The organism is Aquiflexum lacus (genome assembly GCF_015476655.1).
Classification (GTDB): domain Bacteria; phylum Bacteroidota; class Bacteroidia; order Cytophagales; family Cyclobacteriaceae; genus Aquiflexum; species Aquiflexum lacus.
The window spans coordinates 1-18,106 of sequence record NZ_JABFHF010000031.1 but is presented as its reverse complement, the minus strand read 5'-3'; the positions used below and the strand labels follow the sequence as shown (position 1 = coordinate 18,106).

Annotated in this window: 9 protein-coding genes; 8 read left to right on the top strand and 1 reads right to left on the bottom strand. The window is 41.6% G+C overall.

The genetic code is table 11. The features are described 5' to 3' along the window. Window positions 1-2 precede the first annotated feature (2 nt). From HMJ38_RS20945 to HMJ38_RS20915, 7 genes are read left to right on the top strand one after another with little or no spacing between them, the layout of a single operon-like run. Window positions 3-4,181: a hypothetical protein gene (locus tag HMJ38_RS20945; protein WP_194976400.1), complete on the top strand. Its 4,179-nt coding sequence runs from the start codon at window positions 3-5 to the stop codon at window positions 4,179-4,181. Between the two features lie 13 nt (window positions 4,182-4,194). Continuing rightward, on the top strand, window positions 4,195-8,190 hold the full coding sequence (locus HMJ38_RS20940) for an Ig-like domain-containing protein (protein ID WP_194976399.1): 3,996 nt from the start codon (window positions 4,195-4,197) through the stop codon (window positions 8,188-8,190). Further along, complete coding sequence (locus HMJ38_RS20935) at window positions 8,190-9,839, top strand: contractile injection system tape measure protein (RefSeq protein WP_194976398.1); 1,650 nt, start codon at window positions 8,190-8,192, stop codon at window positions 9,837-9,839. Before HMJ38_RS20940 ends, HMJ38_RS20935 begins: the two co-directional genes overlap by 1 nt. Continuing rightward, window positions 9,833-11,179: an ATP-binding protein gene (locus HMJ38_RS20930; RefSeq protein WP_194976397.1), complete on the top strand. Its 1,347-nt coding sequence runs from the start codon at window positions 9,833-9,835 to the stop codon at window positions 11,177-11,179. Before HMJ38_RS20935 ends, HMJ38_RS20930 begins: the two co-directional genes overlap by 7 nt. 8 nt (window positions 11,180-11,187) lie before the next feature. Next, window positions 11,188-12,471, top strand: a complete 1,284-nt coding sequence (locus HMJ38_RS20925; protein WP_194976396.1) for an eCIS core domain-containing protein — start codon at window positions 11,188-11,190, stop codon at window positions 12,469-12,471. Window positions 12,472-12,480: 9 nt separating this feature from the next. Next, on the top strand, window positions 12,481-16,197 hold the full coding sequence (locus HMJ38_RS20920; RefSeq protein ID WP_194976395.1) for an eCIS core domain-containing protein: 3,717 nt from the start codon (window positions 12,481-12,483) through the stop codon (window positions 16,195-16,197). Between the two features lie 57 nt (window positions 16,198-16,254). Next, window positions 16,255-17,247 carry an SH3 domain-containing protein gene (locus HMJ38_RS20915; RefSeq protein ID WP_194976394.1) on the top strand — a complete coding sequence of 331 codons (993 nt, stop codon included), beginning with the start codon at window positions 16,255-16,257 and terminating at the stop codon, window positions 17,245-17,247. A gap of 67 nt (window positions 17,248-17,314) precedes the next feature. Here HMJ38_RS20915 and HMJ38_RS20910 read toward each other — a convergent pair whose 3' ends face one another. Then, window positions 17,315-17,623 (bottom strand): DUF302 domain-containing protein, encoded by a 309-nt coding sequence (locus HMJ38_RS20910; RefSeq protein ID WP_194976393.1) that lies wholly within the window; start codon window positions 17,621-17,623, stop codon window positions 17,315-17,317. A gap of 173 nt (window positions 17,624-17,796) precedes the next feature. Here HMJ38_RS20910 and HMJ38_RS20905 point away from each other — a divergent pair. Continuing rightward, window positions 17,797-18,106: transposase (locus HMJ38_RS20905; protein ID WP_228780184.1), on the top strand; the 310-nt coding region annotated here is incomplete at its 3' end.

Below are 18,106 nucleotides of genomic sequence, written 5' to 3'. Positions count from 1 at the left end.
CTATGGAAGAACCATTGACCATATCGAATAAGGAAAGTTTAGCCAAAAGCCAGGATTTTGAATTTCTGAGAACGGAAGCTTTGCAATACCTTCAAAGTATCTCAGGCAAGATCTGGACTGACTACAATTCGCATGATCCCGGGGTGACAATCTTGGAAGCGCTGTGCTATGCGCTCACCGATTTGGGCTACAGGAGTTCCTTCCCAATCAAGGATTTGCTTGCCCCAAGGCCTGATGAAAACTCCCCCTACCCACAATTTTTTACAGCAGCGCAGATTCTCCCAAATGGCCCGGTCACTTTTCAGGATTACCGGAAAATAATGATTGATACTGAGGTGGTTTCCGACGAAGACGATGGCTGCAAATATGCCGGAGTCAAAAATGCATGGATTGAGAAGAAAAAAAAACCTGAGGTAGATGTATTTGTCAATCGAAAAAAAGGCCAATTAGATTACAGCCCTGAACCCCTTACTGAAGAGCCTCTTGATCTAAAAATATTGTACAGCATATTGCTGGAATTTGACAACTGTGATGTTTTCGGGGATCTCAATGACAATAGCCTTCGCAGGTCAATTACGGTAGATGAACATCCTGAATTGAGTGGACTGGTCATCGACATTTTGATGGAATTCCCGCGCTGGGATAATCCTGACATTGACTGGGCAGACAGAACTGCCATTTGGCAAGCCTCTATAAATACCAAACTCTTTTTCCAAAACCTCCCCTCCATTTACACGCTTGAATACAGCATCAATGAAGATAAAACTATAGAGATAACGGGCACTAAAAGAACTCCCGAAGGCCTGGGGTCCATAGACGATCTTGAATCCATCACGGATCTGATCAATAACTATATTGGCGTGTTGGATGATGGATTGGTGGCATTTTACCAAAGAAAGATTGCGAAAATTGAAGAGATTTTGGATTTGGTCAAATCCAAAATACAGGCAAAAAGAAATCTCTGTGAGGACTTTATTGAATTCAATGCCCTGCGGGTAGAGGAGATTTTGGTCTGTGCTGATATTGAGTTGCTGCCTGAAGCACCAATAGAAGAAACAGAGGCCAAAATCTATTATGAGATTGCCAATTTTCTTTCTCCAACAGTCTTTTTTTACACGAGAGAGGAGATGTTGCAAAAAAACCAACCAGAGGGCATTCAGGTATTGTCTGTAAAGAAGTCTGAAAACAAATTTGTCATTGGGGAATATGCTAATAGTTCGATAGAAAAAAACAGTTCACTGGTTTTTAAAGGTTCTTCCGAAAATGAAGGCAGCTATAGCGTAGTCAGGATATTGCCATCTGAAGAAAGCAAAAATCAATGGGAGATTCTGGTAAAAGAGCCAATTTCCACAGACATCGTACAGGAAGAGGACCGTTTGTTTAAAGTGGGACAGGTTAATGTACCTCAAATCCCCACCGAAAAATTGTATGAGGGACCAATATTAAAACATGGTTTTATCGATGAAGAAGAATTGATCAAGGCCGATAGAAGAAAAAAACTTCATGTCTCTGACCTTATTCAGATCATCATGGGGATTCCGGGTGTGGCGGCAGTCAAAAGTATCCAAATCGCCAACAAACCTCAGGACAATGAGTCAGGTAATATTCCTTCCAAAAGCGTAAAATGGTGCCTTCACCTGGCATTTGAACAAAACTATGTTCCAAGGTTGAATATAGACCTTTCCAAAATAACCTATTATAAGGAACAGCTTCCCTTCATCGCCAGAAAACTTACGGTAAAGGACCTTCTTGATGAAATGAGAAGGAAGGAAAGACCCCAGAAAATCAGGTATCCTGCCATGGATATACTTCCTCCAAGAGGCACTTACATGGATCCCGAAAAATACATCAGCGTCCAAAATGAATTCCCTTTGGTGTATGGCATTGGTGAAGCAGGGCTAATGCCACCTACACAGGGCAGACCTGATGAAGCGAGGGCAAGACAATTGAAGGGCTATTTGATGGTATTTGACCAGTTGATGGCCAATTTCCTCTCCCAATTGGGGCATGTCCGGGATCTGTTTTCCATGGATCCCCAAATGGATGCATTTGGAAACTTCCTGATCAATAAGACATACTTTTCGCAATCTTTACTTGACATAGTTCCAAACGCCCATGACCTCTATCAGGACACAGTGTCACACGGGCAACATTTACAGGAAATCACAGAATCCAGTGAACAGTTCCAGAAAAGAAGAAATAGGTTTCTTGATCACTTGATCGCAAGATTTGCCGAGAAATTCACGGATTATGACCGGCTCACCAGAAGGCTTCTTGGAGAAGAGGGCGGAGGAAGATTACTGACCGACAAGTTATTTTTTCTTCAAAAATACCCATGGATCAGTGCCAATCGGGCAAAGGCATTTGATTACCACAACCCACATCTTTTTTGGACGCAGGAAAACAGCTCCGGTCTGGAAAAAAGAACTGCATTGATGATGGGGGTCAGAGAAAAAACAGCCGAAAAACTCTTTTTCAGCAATCACTTTAATGCAATAGAAGATATCAGCGGATGGTCTTGGAATGTAGAAAATGATACAAATGAAATCCTGATTGAAAGTTCTGAAGTTTTTGATTCCGAGGCGGATACCAAATCCAACATTGAAAAGGCAATTATTTCAGGATTGTTTTCCAAGCATTTTGAGATTCAGGAAACAGAAGGTGTCTTTCGATTTGTATTACTTGGCGAAACAATACCCTTAGCCGAAAGTACCATTTCCGACTTTGCTGATGAAGCTACGGCACAGGCTGTCATCGATGAAGTGATAGCTATTTTCCAATCAGAATTCTTCAATAACCCTCAATCCAACCTCAAAAATCTTACGCCGGGATTGATGAATTATCTCAACTATTCCATTGAGATAGATGAAGCTGCTTCCCCTCCTACTTTTAGACTGGTTTACCGATTTTACAGCCAACCCTTCAATACTGACCCTGAGTTTTTGATTTTGGAAGGTGAATACAGTGAGGAAGCCATTGAAGGTGTCGATGAAGCTTACCTTACCCAAAGGGCAGAAGAACGAATGCGGGAATTGGTTTGGCGAATGGCTTTCCATGCTGGCAGCAGACGTGGTTACATTTTGGATCCTGCCCCCTTTAGTTCCCCATATCACTTCCATATCAAGAGCCCTTTTGATGGTGTCTTATTGGCAAGCAGCACTGAATTTGATTTCAATCAAAGTTTGGTAGATGATTGGCAGGCCGGAAGCAACAAAACTTTTTCCATTGTATGCGCAAATGGAACAAGTTCAGAATTTGAAATATTAAATCTGGAGGCAATCGGCCCGAATGTTCAAATTGAATTGAATGATACCCCGGCATCAGGTGCCAATACAGGTCTTTGGAAAGTAGAGGAAACGCTGACCATCCTTGAAGTTAACTTGATAGATAAAACCATCTTATTTGAAGGTAACCTTTTGCAAAAAATCGCCAAAGGGGATTCCCTTACAATTTCCTGGGAAGATATCGGTGAAACCCGGACCAATCAGCTTACTGTTTTGGAGATCAGGATAGAAGATGGAAATACACTCGTTTTCCTGGAACAGATATTAAGAACCGAATTTATAGAAGGAAGTATAGTTCTGCCAAAGGAATACAGAATAATGGGGCTATCAGGATCTACGATTACTGTATTGGGCGGAATGGAAGAAATTGCCATCAGTAATATGATTGCATTTTTTAGAGACACTTTTCTTAGCTGTGAAGGTATGCATCTGATTGAGCATATCCTTTTAAGGCCCAAAAACAATAGCCCCGAGATTACAGACAAACTTCTGACCATCAACCTCGATGAAACGTGTGAATGTGCCCTTGAAGATCCCTACACCTGCATGGCACATGTGGTACTCCCTTATTGGCCCGGGAGGTTTACCAATACCGATTTTAGAAAGCTTCTGGAAAACAAACTGAGGGCAGAAGCACCCGCACATGTTTTCCTGACCATCTGTTGGGTCAGTTTCCACCACATGGACGCATTTGAGCAAGCATATAAAAATTGGCTTTGGGAAAAATTAAAAGAACCCAAAAATCAGGAAAACATATCCCAAGCCCTCCAAATATTGATTGAAGTTCTGGAATCCCTTAGAAACATATATCCGGTTGGCACCTTGCATGATTGTGATGAAGATGAAAACCTGGAAAATTCCATAATCCTCAACAACTCTGCTTTAGGAGAAATATAAAAACAACACAGCCATGAGTAACGTCATCAAAAATTATCCCATATTCGAAGGCAGTCAGGTACTTACTAGCTCCCAACTCAATCAAATGGCGGCCTACCTTGATCAGCAAGGCCGTCTGACACGCTCCAAGTTGATAGGAATAGGTATAGTCTGTGGGTTGGAAGTTTCCTTTCGCAGCAACAATATCCTCATTTCCAAAGGAATTGGTATCAGCTCTGAAGGATTCCTGATGAGCCTTGGGGAATCCCGATGTACCCATTATCGTGAATACCAATTGCCCGAAGGGGTCAACTACAGGCCATTTGGATATCCTGATCAGGATGTGACTTTATATGAACTTCTACAACAGGTACCTGAAGATGATACAGGAGTAAATCCATTGACCCCTCCACTCAACTTTTTAAGAGATAAATTTGTACTGCTTTTTCTGGAAATTTTTGATCAGGATCTAAAGTCCTGCCTGGGCAATTCCTGTGATGACAGGGGAAAAGACAGGATTTTTACAATCAGAAAACTCATGGTGACCAAGGAACACCTCGACCGCATATTGGAAAGGTCTTCCAATGTCCCGGTAGCTTATCCTTCCAAATCAAATCTTACCAAACTTAACATTCCGAGGGTACTTTTTGACCCTACCAATCCTCATAGCCAAAATTACAGGGATTTTTCAAACCATTATAAAAACAGAATTTATCCGGATTTTTTCAGAGAGATTCTTGGAGCCTTAGAGCAGAGTTATGTAGCGTTGGAAGGCTTGTTGTCCATTTCCTATAACTTCAGAAACCCAATAACCGCAGATCTCATCACCAATCTCAGAAATACCTGGGTTAGCTATCTAGAGGAAGATGGCAGTGATCTGGATCAACTCAAAGGCATCCAATACTTTTATGGCTTTTTGAAAGACCTTGCATTGGCGTATGAGGAATTCAGACAGCATGCAATGGAAATAGAAGGCATTTGCTGTGCAGACAGCTCCCTCTTTCCCAAACACCTGATGCTCGGCAAGGCTATTCCTTTTGAAGCAACACCCGAGGAAACAACCGACTACCGCCATGGTTTTGTACAGCCTCCGGTTTTCAACCTTCAAAAATCCCTGATCGAAAAAGTAGTTTCCCTGCACCATCGCTTAGTAATGATGGTAGAGAAGTTTGACCTCAACCAGTTTGTCAACAGAGAAGAGACGGACTATCCTATCAAGATTGTCCCCAGTCTTGAGAAGAGCGAAAGCTTTAGCAAGAGAAGCATCCCCTATTACTACAATATTAAAGAGCGGAGTGAATTGGTACTTCATGGCCATTTGGAAAAACATTGGGATTATGATTTTTGGAAGAATGAAGGACGGCCTCAGAACATTGATATTCCGGGTTATAACAATCAGGCTGAAAATAGCGATACCCAAAGATCTGAATTAGAAACACCTTTATATTATGATATTGACAGATTTGGGTTTTTCAGAATTGAGGGTCATTTGGGAAAACCCCGAAACCAAGTCTTGGATCAGATCAGTCAATTAAGGACTCGGTTCAATCTATCCTTTAGGGTAAAATCCCTGCATTTAGATGACAGCTACACCGGCCCTGAAATGGAATTAGGCTGCGGATTCAATGATCTGCAGGAGGAATACAGGGTTCAAAGATCCATTGTGGTGGCTACAATTGAGGATTTGGAAGAAATATACAGGTTTTTGGAAGAAATGGAGGTGATTGAAAGGGATGTTGAAGCGGATTTTGACCTTTTGGAAAGATTGAGGGAAATTTTAGAATTGATCAGGGAAATCAGTAATCGCTTACCGGATTGCCTTGAGGACCTGGATTTTGAAAGCTTTCAGGATGCATATAAAGAGTCTCTACAGGCCATCATTGATCTGATTTTGATAGACGCCAGACTACTGGACAGCATCAATGTAGATGCTGAAAGTGCCGAAAGGGAACTGCCGATCATCAATGGAATGCTGCATAGATTATCGCCTATTCTGTTCCGGTTTTTGGATTTATGGTTTTTCACCAAATTCCTTCGGCTACACTATAGCTATTACCGAAGGTTATATTATCAGAGAAGGGCAACTCTCTTTTCCGCATATCTTCAACAAAACCCGGGAATGGAACACTTGGCAGGAGTACCCAAGAGTGGGACTTTTGTAGTAGTGTTTGAGGGTGACAACCAACAGGTAATCGGGGATTTTGCACTGCCTTACCAGTGCTGTGACAATGAAGGCTGTACTCCACCTTGCAATGAGGAAGAGGAAACAGGCTATAGGCCATCACCTTTTGCACGGCCTGATTATGCCATTACCTTGATGAATATCGCCATTGAAATAGGGGTTCATCTCAATGACAGGGGGCTGTTTGGAAATGATTGGCAATTCTCAGGAGATGGAAGTTCCGCAGAAGGGGGAAGTATTGAGCAAATTGACAGTGGCTTCAGATACCAACCTCCAAGTGATTTTAGTGGAGTTGATTTTTTCTTTTATTCCATTACCGACAGGGTTTCCGGCGACTCCGACAGGGGTAAAGTGACCATTTTGGTCAAGGACCCGCAAGGACGGACCGGTTGTTATAGCATCGAAATTTTGACTACTTGGGGAATTGGATTTGTAAACGGCGCTTTGGAACACCGGGGGGTGAGTCCAGACAGATTCAATTCAAATGAAGAACGGATTGAGCATTTGCTAGGTCTTCTTGCCGAAACCAGAGGGTTTACCGAAGATGAGGTTTTTGGAAGTATTTTGGAAGACCCAAGTGCAAGGGTGTCACTGCTTCGAGCCATTGGCATCGATCCATCAATCATGGATTATGAACAAATGGGTGAGGAAATTTTCAGGTACCAGAGGGATAATTGTGGTACCGATTCCGAGCCAAGATGTAGGGTTACCAGAGTTACCGGACAGATTTTAGACCCAGATGGACAAGGACTTCCGGGAGCGAGTATTATTGTAATAGGATCAAGCCGGGGCACAGTTTCGGACGTGGAAGGTAGGTTCACCATCGATTTAGGAAGTCCGGGCCAGACGTTGGTATTTTCTTTTATTGGATTCACTACCCAGGAAATAGACATATGCAATCAGGAAAACATTGAAGTGATTATGGAATCTGTTTCCCAGCCGGATTTGAGGTGCTACACCGCGGAGATACTGAGAAGTTGGGAAGAAAATAATATGATACAGGCATTGGAAAGAACCCCATATCGCGTATCTGAAGAGAACTTAAGAAGGGATAGATTTTATGAAGCATTTGAAGAAGCTTTGGCTGGAACAGGTGGCTTTCCTAGAACAGTTCTCCAATTAGGAATAGATTCCAGTCCTGAACCATGGTTGATTTTATTGGAAATCTTGGGTGTATCCATCGACTCTACGGAAAGGGGTGCAATATTGGAGGCATTTTTAGGTTATCAAAACCGCAATTGTGGACCTGCTTCTGATCCCTTTGTGAGTAATTGCTATCCAGTAGAAATCCTTCAGTGTTGGGGTTTAAGGAATATTCAATTGGCAATTCCAGAATTCAGGTTCTTAAATGAGAACGCTGAAGATATCAACAATTACCTGCTATTGACAGCAACCCTATCAAGAATTGGGGGCTTTCCAGACAGTTTATTGGAATCCATCACAGAAAATAGCCAAGCCGCATGGTTGGTATTAACAAACTGTATTGGTGTAAGATTAAGTCCAAATGCCAACCCTCAGGCAATCAGACGGGCCATATTAGCATATCAAGCTGAAAACTGCCGTGATAATGCTCGGAGAGAGAATTTGATCATAGTACCAGATTCACGAATTACCGAGAATGAAAGATCAAGGATTGAGGAAGATAGAATTACCCGGGGAGATATTAGGCTTGATCTAGGCGATTTTACCCTTGAGAATCCTTCGGCAGGAAGAGTTGCTTTGACCGAAAGAGAGTTGGGTTTGCTGACCAATAATACGCTCAGGGAAATAGCATCTGACTTAAACCGAAATGTAAGGTCATCTGATAATAAAGACACACTGATCAACAACATACTTAACCGTAGGTAATGGATGGAAGTTTTGCGCATATCATCCAAAAACAGGTTTTTGAGACTTCATTTAGATCAAAAGATGAGGCACTTAAAAACCAACACGGCTTGGTAGAAATATTTCAACGCAGTCTTGTCCCCCTCATGACGGGTATTTTTGATAAATTGATCCCACCCGATCAAATGTACCTGATAGACAAAATTGACATCGATTTGGGTACCATTAGATTGGAAAAATTTGAGGAAAATCTGGGGGAAAAATTGGAAAAGTTGCTTGTAGAGGCAGTTTTGTCCAAAATCCATGAAATAAAGAATACCAGCGTTTCAAAATCCAAATCTACGCTTTCAACGTCCTTGAAAAACCTGTCTGATAGTGGGGTTTCTGTAAGTTTACAGGATGCCAAAATTGAGGCATTTCTGTTTTTTCTTCAAAAAGGCTATAGACCTTGGTGGGCTTCAAACTACAATCCCAAACAGGGAAAGGGCAGTTTATCGGAATTGTTATCTGAATCAGGGATTCTGTTGAGGAAGCATCTTTTTGATTTATTAAGTATAGAAACAGTTAGAAAAAGATTGCTTAATAATTTCCCCAATTCTGATTTAGAGGCACTAATTGGAATCGAACAGATTAAAAACTTCTTGGATAAATTATCCTTGGATTTTGAAAGAATAGGAAAAAAAATTGGGCATCCTTTAAAAGGAAAAACCAAAATTATCCATTCTCTTTGGACAGTTTTTTTTGGGTTCGTCAGCAAACAAACAAAGATTACAGAAAGGCTATTACTTGCAAAGAAAAAGAGAAGTACATCAACAAAGGAATATTCGGTTTTAACCAATACCCAGCTCACAGAATCGGAAAAATCAAGCCTGATATCCGAGATTATTGAGGTGTGGATTCAGCCACTATTCAATCAAAAGAAAGATCCAAACCTCAAAAAAGAAGATGACCCGCTTAATTTATTTTTCAGATACTTAGAAGCTGAACCTCGGTATTCTTCAACTGAATTGAAGCGATATTTTGGAAATAATTTGAGTAACTGGAAAAAGAATTGGCAATCAGGTGCAATTTTTCAAAAACCAAAACCAACGCTTGCCAATGACAAAAACCAGATTATCAATAAATCACCAAAATTAGCCCAACAAATCGCATCCGATCAACTAGAGAAAAACCAATCCTATGAAATTCCGAATGCAGGTCTTGTAATCCTTACTCCATTTTTGCCCCATTTTTTCAAGGGTTTGGGATTGGTCCATGAAAAAGAATTTATCAATGAAGCAGCTCAAAACAGGGCTTTATTATTGACCCAATACCTTATAGATCAAAAGACAAGCTTTGATGAAATTGATTTGTTATTGAATAAGACGATTTGCGGCTTTGAATGGTCAGAAGCTGTTGAACTTAGCTTTGACCCAACCAAAGAAGAAATAGAAGAAGCCGATCATTTGCTCAAAAATGCGGTAACTTCTTGGAAAGCCCTGAAAAGCACTTCAGTCGATGGGTTTCGAAAAGCTTTTCTATTGAGACCCGGCATGATTGAAGAGAAAGAACGGCACTTCTCCGTCCGGACTGAAAGAATCACCATTGATGTTCTCCTTGACAAGCTTCCATGGGGAATTTCACTTATCAAATTTCCCTGGATGCCTAAACCCCTGTATGTAGAATGGTAGATCTCAAACAAAATGCGGATGATATCCAACAGGAAATTGACTGGCTTAGGGAAATCCTAAAGACACGCTCCATTATGAACAGCAAGCAGCCTGGAAAATACAATGATGTTTTGGACATTCCGCCTCCTGATTTGTCAAATAGCAAATCGGCCTATGCGCAATTTGTGAAGCAGCATGGACTGGACATTTTGGAAAGGTTTCTGGTCATCATTGCTTCCGTTCCCCATATCAAACCGGAACTTCTGGATATGTTTATGGCCAAAAACAGTCAAACCCACCAAGTTTACACCGAGTTTGGTGGAAAGCAGGGAAAATCCCATAATGGCTTTATTCCTACTGGTGTTACCATTTTATTTATCCTTGCTGGATGCGATCTCAAAAAGAGGTTTGAATATTCCAAGCTTTTTGATCCGGAGAACATTCTTTTTAAATCCCAAATCCTCAAACTCGGGGAAGTAGAACCTGATGAACCTTTCTTAAATGGTACACTTACAATTTCCAAGGAGTCTTTGGATATCATCACCACAGGCCAACAAAGAAAACCAACTTTCAGCAATGAATTTCCCGCCCAACTGCTCACCACCCAAATGGACTGGGAGGATTTGGTACTCCCGCCCACCACATCCAAACAACTGGCAGAAATAGAAACCTGGCTTCAATTCAAAGACCAATTGATGGAAGATTGGGGAATGGGAAAAATACTCAAACCCGGGTACAAGGCACTGTTCTATGGCCCGCCTGGAACCGGAAAGACTTTAACTGCTAACTTATTGGGCAAAAAAGTGGGGATAGACGTTTACAGAATCGACCTTTCCAAGCTGGTATCCAAATACATTGGAGAAACTGAGAAAAATCTTTCCAAGATATTCAACAGGGCCGAGAACAAGAATTGGATCTTGTTTTTTGATGAGGCTGACGCACTGTTTGGCAAGAGAACCTCCGTTTCTGATGCCCATGACAGGTATGCCAATCAGGAGGTATCTTATCTCTTGCAGCGCATTGAAGACTATAATGGCCTGGTCATATTGGCCTCTAATCTTAAAAACAATCTTGACGATGCTTTTATGCGGCGGTTTCAGACTTCCATCCATTTCCCCATTCCACGGGCGGAAGAACGCAGGAAGATCTGGGAAAAGAGTTTTCCAAAAGCGGCCAAGTTGGAGTCCCGGATCAATTTACAGGATTTAGCAAAAAACTATGAACTGGCAGGAGGATCCATCATCAATGTGGTACAGCACAGTGCTTTAGTAGCACTCAAAAGAGGCAATGGAACCATCCATTTGGAGGATATCAATGAGGGAGTGCGGAGAGAATATTATAAGGCAGGTAGGACAATGTAAATCCAGTCATGATGGTATATAAAAGAAAAAAAAAGAAAGGATGGGGATTCAAAAACCAACTCGAACCGGAAGTTTGGAAAAAAGGCGACCGATTTGAAAAAGAAGCGGATGAAGTTGCTGATGGGGTAGTGAAAATGGACTCATATAAAAAAAAACCAGAATCAATGACAACTTTGAAAGATGAAGATCAGATTCAAATGAAGCCATTGGAGAATCCTGAAATAATGATGGCACCTGAATTGTCCTCCGAAAGCAATTCCGGCAATTCATTGGGCCAATTTGGTCAGCCACTGGGAATACAGGACAAAGAAACTATGGAAGATGCGATGGGTTCGGATTTTTCCAATGTTAGAATACACAATGACAAAAATGCCACATTGTTGAGTCAATCTTTTGGGGCAAGGGCATTTACTTACAAAAACCACATTTATTTTAATGAAGGTGAATACCAACCCAATTCAACAAAAGGCAAACACCTGTTAGCCCATGAACTGACCCATGTAGTCAAACAGGGTTCAGCAAAAAACAATGCTGTACCGACAATTCAAAAACAGGAGGTCGAGAGACCGTCTGTAGTAACCTCTGCCCCTGTCCTCAATCAAGCTGGAAGTTTGGCTACTGGACTTGGTGCTGGATTTGTAATCGGTTGGGCATTTGATGCACTGAGGGATTCGATCAATAGCATGCCCATAGTTCCAGTCGAAAGACAGGATATTGAAAGCTTTTTCGCCCAAGTATCCTCCGGAAGGAGATTAAGACCTATGGATATCTTGAGAACAAGGTTGGGGAGCCACGTCAGAAATTACAGAACCCATAGAGCTCAGATACAATTTATAGTCATGGAAAGGGCAAGGTCTATCGATTCGAATTTGAATGTTGCTCAAAGAATCGATGCCATAAATGCTTTTTTCAACGAGTTTCAAACCTACCACAACGAAACCTTGGAAAGCAGTTTTAATATTGACCTCGCCTTGACATTAAGAAGCCATCTCCAAAGGAATATACAGTCTGCATCCTCGCTACTAAGTCATCTTGAAGCAGGATATGGGATAAACTATATGTTTTATACAGCCAATTTGAGTATTGAAGAAATCGTAGCCATTCAGGGAAATGTAGCCCACTATTTAGGAATCAACAGAGAAACTTTGGCGAATCTGGAACAACTTCAAGCCATATACAATGAGGCAGTCTCACAAAATGAAAATATCCTGAGGATGATCAGACAGGCACGATGGAGGGGAAGATTCTCAGAAACACCCATTGCCGAAAGCGACTCACCTTATGACGATTGATAATTTATCATGGCATTGGCACTTGACATATCGACTTCTAATTACCCAAAGCCACAAAAGGCCCCAGGGAGAATCAATGTCCAGCCAACATTAAAAGTCGGTGCAGTCAATGATAAATACGAACAGGAAGCGAATTCGGTAGCCGACAAAGTCATTCAATGGAACGGACCTCAAGAACCGTCTGTAAGTTCTACTCCTCCTAATCCCATACAAATGGCGCCCCTTTTGGAAGAAGGGATCCAAATGAGTACCGAAGAGGAAGAAATGGTGCAAATGATGCCAGGAGGTGAATCCTTGTTTATGGGAACCGGGGCGGAGGAGGAGGAAACTATAAAAATGAAGCCTATTGTCCAATCCAATGCTGGAGGGATGCAGCTCAATTCCAACACTTCATCCCAAATACTGGCAAAGAAAGGAGGCGGTAGTTCACTGCCAAAATCCGTTGGAACAGAAATGGGCTATAAGATCGGGGCTGATTTCTCGGGAGTCAGGGTTCACAATGATTCCACCGCAGCCAGCATTTCCGATCAAATAGGTGCCAAAGCTTTCACACATGGAAATGATGTTTTTTTCAACCAAGGCCAATTCCAGCCCCACACCAATGAAGGTAAACACCTGATCGCCCATGAACTTACCCATACCGTTCAGCAAGGGGCTGTTGTACGGATGAGCCCTCAGCAACCTATTAGTCAAACAGAACCAAAAGTCCAAAGATTGCCTTGGGCTGCCCGTGAGGGTTTGGCTAGATTTTCCAACTTCATTCCAGGATATGGACTTATGACCTTAATCATTGGATATGATCCTATTGCAGGGAGAAATGTGGAAAGAAATGGCCCGAACCTATTGCAAGGGCTTTTGGGACTTATACCGGTATTTGGGACACTCCTATTCAACAAACTTTCGGAATTGAATATTATAGAAAATGCTTTTTCGTGGGTACAGGCAGAAATGTCATCTTTAAATCTTTCTGCAGCAAGGCTAGATAGTACTTTACAACAGGCATGGGATGAAATGAGTATACTTTCCGGTTGGGATGCGAACATCAGGATACTGGAAAGAACTTTTGGGCAACTGTTCCGGGATATTGTCAGCTTTGCAGGAAGAGTTAAAGATAAAGTCTTTGAATTGATCAAAGATGCTTTGATGGCAGGCTTAAGGTTACTTGCTGACAGATTCCCGGGATATCCATTGCTGACCAAGCTTTTGGGCAGTGATCCATTAACAGGAGAAGAGGTCACTTCCACAACTGCTGAAAAAATCGAAGATTTTCTGATCCTGATTGGAAAAGAAAAAGAACTTGAAAAAATGAAGGAGGAGGGCACCCTTCAGGAAACCGCAGCATGGATAGACACTGAATTGGCCAATCTCAATTTTAGTTTTGCTGAAATCAAAAGTTTATTTGAATCCGCTTGGAATGCTTTTTCATTGGATGATTTGAGAAATCCTCTAGTCGCTTTTACCAGAACCATCGCCATTTTTGAACCCTTTACCACACGCGTTTTTGTACTTGCGGTCAATGTGGCTATCAAAGTTTTAGAGATCATCAAGAAAGCATTGATGTCCCAACTTTCGGAATTTGCCCGTGAACAACAAGGCTTCCATTTGATGACCGTCATTCTTGGTCAAGACCCTTTCACGGATGAAGTGGTAGAAAGAAACCCGGAAAATGTGATCCGTGGTTTTATGGGATTGTTACCCGGAGGGGAGGAACAGTTTCAACAAATGAAACAAACAGGGGCTATTGAACAGACCACTTCCAGAATTGATGCCGCAGTGGAGGAACTTGGATTTACTGTGCAGTATATCGTTGGATTGTTCATTGGATTGTGGGATTCGTTTACCATAGATGATGTATTCAATCCTTTCGGGGCATTTGTCAGGATCATTGAAACCCTATCATCGCCTATCTTACGTCTATTTGATTTCATTGTAAGGATTGTCAGGATAATCGTCGAGGTTTTGTTGGTAATCATGAATTTCCCCATTGACACCATCAACAGTATTATTGCCAATGCTGCCCAGGCATTTGAAGATATCAAGAATGATCCCATTGGTTTTATAAAAAACCTACTGCGTGCCGTCAAACAAGGCTTTGTTCAGTTTTTTGAAAACATTCTTAACCATTTGTTGGGAGGGTTAAGGGACTGGCTTTTCGGAGAATTGGCTACAGCGGGCATTGACCCACCAACAGACATGAGCTTTCAATCCATCCTGGATTTTGTATTGAATGTGCTTGGTATTACTATGGAAAATATCTGGAGCAGACTGGCATTAAAAATTGGACAAGAGCGTGTGGATCAGATAAGGGGGGCATTGGACAGACTTTCCGGGATTTGGACTTTTATCAAAGATGTGTGGGAAAGAGGTCCAATTGCCATTTGGGAGTACGTGCAGGAACAGTTGAGCAACTTATGGAATATGGTAGTTGAACAGGTGAAAAATTGGACCATCACACGTATCATCCAACAAGTCACCGCGAGGATACTTTCCATGCTGGATCCTTCAGGAATAATGGCCGTTGTGAATAGTTTTATTGCCTTTTATCGAGCTGTCCAATCTTTCATCGAAAAGCTTCGTGCGATGCTTGAGATTGTAAACTCATTTGTAGCAGGGGTGGCAAATATAGCAAGAGGAAGCATAGGAGATGCAGCCAATTACCTAGAAAATGCAATGGCAAGGGCTATTCCGGTCATCATAGGTTTTCTGGCAAACCAAGTTGGACTGAGAGGCCTTGGAGAGAAAGTAGGAGAAATGATTGAAGCCCTTCGGGAAAAAGTAAATGCTGCGATTGATTGGTTGATTGATAAGGCACTGTCAGCCGGTGGTGCATTGATGCAAATGGGAAGGGATGCGGCAGATTCAATCTTGGGCTGGTTAGGATTTAGGAAAAGGTTCACTTTAGCCAATGGGGAGCAGCATGAAGTATTCTTCCAAGATGAATCAGAGGAAGCTGATATCATGGTAGCCAGTAGAGACCCTAAGACACTCAAGAAAATATTGGCGGACAAAGAATGGAATGGAAAGTCCATCAGTTCGAATTATTTGAAAAAGCTACAGGCTCACTCCAAAAAAATAGATGAAAATAGACATGGTCAGGGAATAAATAAAGGCGAAATCATTAAAGAGGAATTCGGAAAAATAGTTGATATACTTCAAAAAATTGGAGGAGTTCCAATTCCCAGCACTACTATTCCGGAGAAAAATACCATAGGAAGCGGGAAATATCTGATGGGGGCACATTTAAATGCAACCACATTAAGCCTCGATCCCGGCGGGTATGCCGGAAGTGAACCTTCCATCAAAACCGGTCTAGGGGAAGTCTTAAAAGCCAAATATCCAAATTATATTGTTGAGGGTCACTTGTTGAATCACAAGCTTCACGGCCCTGGAAATACCGGATGGAACCTTACTCCTATTTCCAAAAAGACAAATTCAAATATGAATAAAATTTTGGAGAGAAAGGCTAAGAATGCTGTCCTCTCAGAAGGTTCGATAGTACAATATGAAGTAGAGGTAAGATATAAAAATACTTTAGATGAATCTAAAGTAGAACTTGAGCCTGAGAAATACATAGCAGATAAATTAATCCTAAAATTAAAAGAACTTGAATACGGAGAAGATGGAGAATGGAAATCAAAACCTGAAGCAGATCAACCTGGCTGGGCCAAAGAAGCTTCAAAAGAAATCCCTCATGATACCAGCACCATACCTAATTTTGAGGAGTGAAATAAAAATTGATTATAAACCAGAATTAAATTATGATAATCCTCTAATTTTTATCCCATGCATACCAGATACGGCTTTACCAAAATGAATCTAGCTGAATTCAGTCCTTGGCTACAACAGCAAAGGCTCGGCAGAACAATCCTTAAAATCCAACAACACCATACTTGGAATCCAAACTACTCCCTATTTAATGGTCATAACCATTTTGAAAGACAGCAGGCTATGAAAAACCACCACGTAGCCCACAACGGTTGGCAGAATATTGGGCAACATTTCACAATTTTTCCAGATGGTTCCATACTCACAGGTAGATCTTTGGAAACAACACCTGCCTGTATCTTCGGACAGAATGCGGGTTCTATTTGTATTGAAAGCTTTGGGAATTTTGATCAAGGCGGAGATGTCATGAGACCGGAACAACGTACCGCCATCATTCAGGTCACTGCGTTGCTCTGCAAAAAATTCAACCTGCCGATCAATGAATTCAGCATCATTTACCACCACTGGTTCGACCTGGCCACAGGTGAGAGAAAAGAAAGTCCTGTCAATTCCAAGTCTTGTCCCGGTTCCGGATTTTTTGGGGGAAACAGTATAGCAGACTGTGTCAATAATTTCCTTCCTTTGATTTCCCAAGCTCTTAATAATTATCATCCCGGTGATTCCACCAATCATGTGTCCAAATATGTTGTAGTGACTGCAAGCCGATTAAATATAAGGAAAGGGCCAAGTACGGCTTTTCCCCCAGCTTCAGATAGAGCTCCAATTGAACGAGGTTCAATAATCAGAGTGTATGATGAAAACGGAGATTGGCTAAAAATATCAAACAGTAAATCTCATTGGGTTTTTGGCAGGTTCACACAAGAAGTCGTCCGGGCCTCAGTGAATGCGCAGGTATTAAGGGTTAGAAATGGTCCCGGAACTAACTTCGCAATCCTCGGAACAATACCCAAAGGGGAAGAGGTGTTTGTTCTTGAAGAAAGCAATGCATGGTGCAAAATTGATTTTGATGACAAATGGTTAAGTAGGAATTTTTTAGATTTCCATTTATAGGATTTGGGAAATAGAGATTGACGGTAAATTGCAACCAAATAAATTAAATGCAATTTTCTCTACTCTTTCAGCGGATCGCCTCATCGGTAATTTTCTCCAGAACTGCTTCCATTTTGGTAAGCACCTCTCTTTGATTGTCTAGCTGGTAGGTATATATTAGACGGTTAGGGTTTTCATAGGCCACTCGGGTGATATTGCCTTCCCTATACACCAAAATTTTCAAGGGCAGCTCTATGGCTACTTGGGGATTTTCCTGCATGAGCTTCGTCCCCACTTCGGAATTGCCAAAGATCAATACATCTGTCGGATTGAGGTCCATATTTACTTTGCCGGCTGCCTCTGCGTGATCAATATGCTGAACCAGATTAAGACCCATATCACTGATGCCGGATTTAAGTTGGGCTTCTTGAGAATCCTTTAAGATACTGATTTTCAGTCAATAACTTAACAAAAACATAACATAAAAACCCCGAATTTGGCTGTTTTTAGCTTTTTCCGGGGTTTTCTTTTTTGTATTTTAAGGTTGCAGACTTAAATACAATTAAAGTTATGATTCAGCTTCCTCTTTTCAAAGACTTCGACGGATATTCTCCAAAATATCATTTTTTCAAGAATTCATTGTTGGGCCAGATACATGATTCCATCCCCTGGGATGATCTTGTTTCCTGTCTTCCCGAAGAACGCTCGGGAAGAGGTGCCCCAAGCTGGTTTGGCGGCAAGGGCATGTTTGCACTCATGTTTCTGAAGGCCTATCTCAACACCAGTGACAGGCAATTGTTGGAGCGCTACAACACAGACTGGGCGTTACAGTATTTTTGCGGCAAAGTACTGGCCGAAAACCAGCATATCAGAGACATGA

What these genes read in the sequence shown, in the direction of transcription:
- HMJ38_RS20920 (WP_194976395.1), top strand. Translation starts at nt 12,481, where the DNA reads ATGGCATTGGCACTTGACATATCGACTTCTAATTACCCAAAGCCACAA.
- HMJ38_RS20930 (WP_194976397.1), top strand. Translation starts at nt 9,833, where the DNA reads ATGGTAGATCTCAAACAAAATGCGGATGATATCCAACAGGAAATTGAC.
- HMJ38_RS20925 (WP_194976396.1), top strand. Translation starts at nt 11,188, where the DNA reads ATGATGGTATATAAAAGAAAAAAAAAGAAAGGATGGGGATTCAAAAAC.
- HMJ38_RS20945 (WP_194976400.1), top strand. Translation starts at nt 3, where the DNA reads ATGGAAGAACCATTGACCATATCGAATAAGGAAAGTTTAGCCAAAAGC.
- HMJ38_RS20940 (WP_194976399.1), top strand. Translation starts at nt 4,195, where the DNA reads ATGAGTAACGTCATCAAAAATTATCCCATATTCGAAGGCAGTCAGGTA.
- HMJ38_RS20935 (WP_194976398.1), top strand. Translation starts at nt 8,190, where the DNA reads ATGGATGGAAGTTTTGCGCATATCATCCAAAAACAGGTTTTTGAGACT.
- HMJ38_RS20915 (WP_194976394.1), top strand. Translation starts at nt 16,255, where the DNA reads ATGCATACCAGATACGGCTTTACCAAAATGAATCTAGCTGAATTCAGT.
- HMJ38_RS20910 (WP_194976393.1), bottom strand. Translation starts at nt 17,623, where the DNA reads ATGGGTCTTAATCTGGTTCAGCATATTGATCACGCAGAGGCAGCCGGC.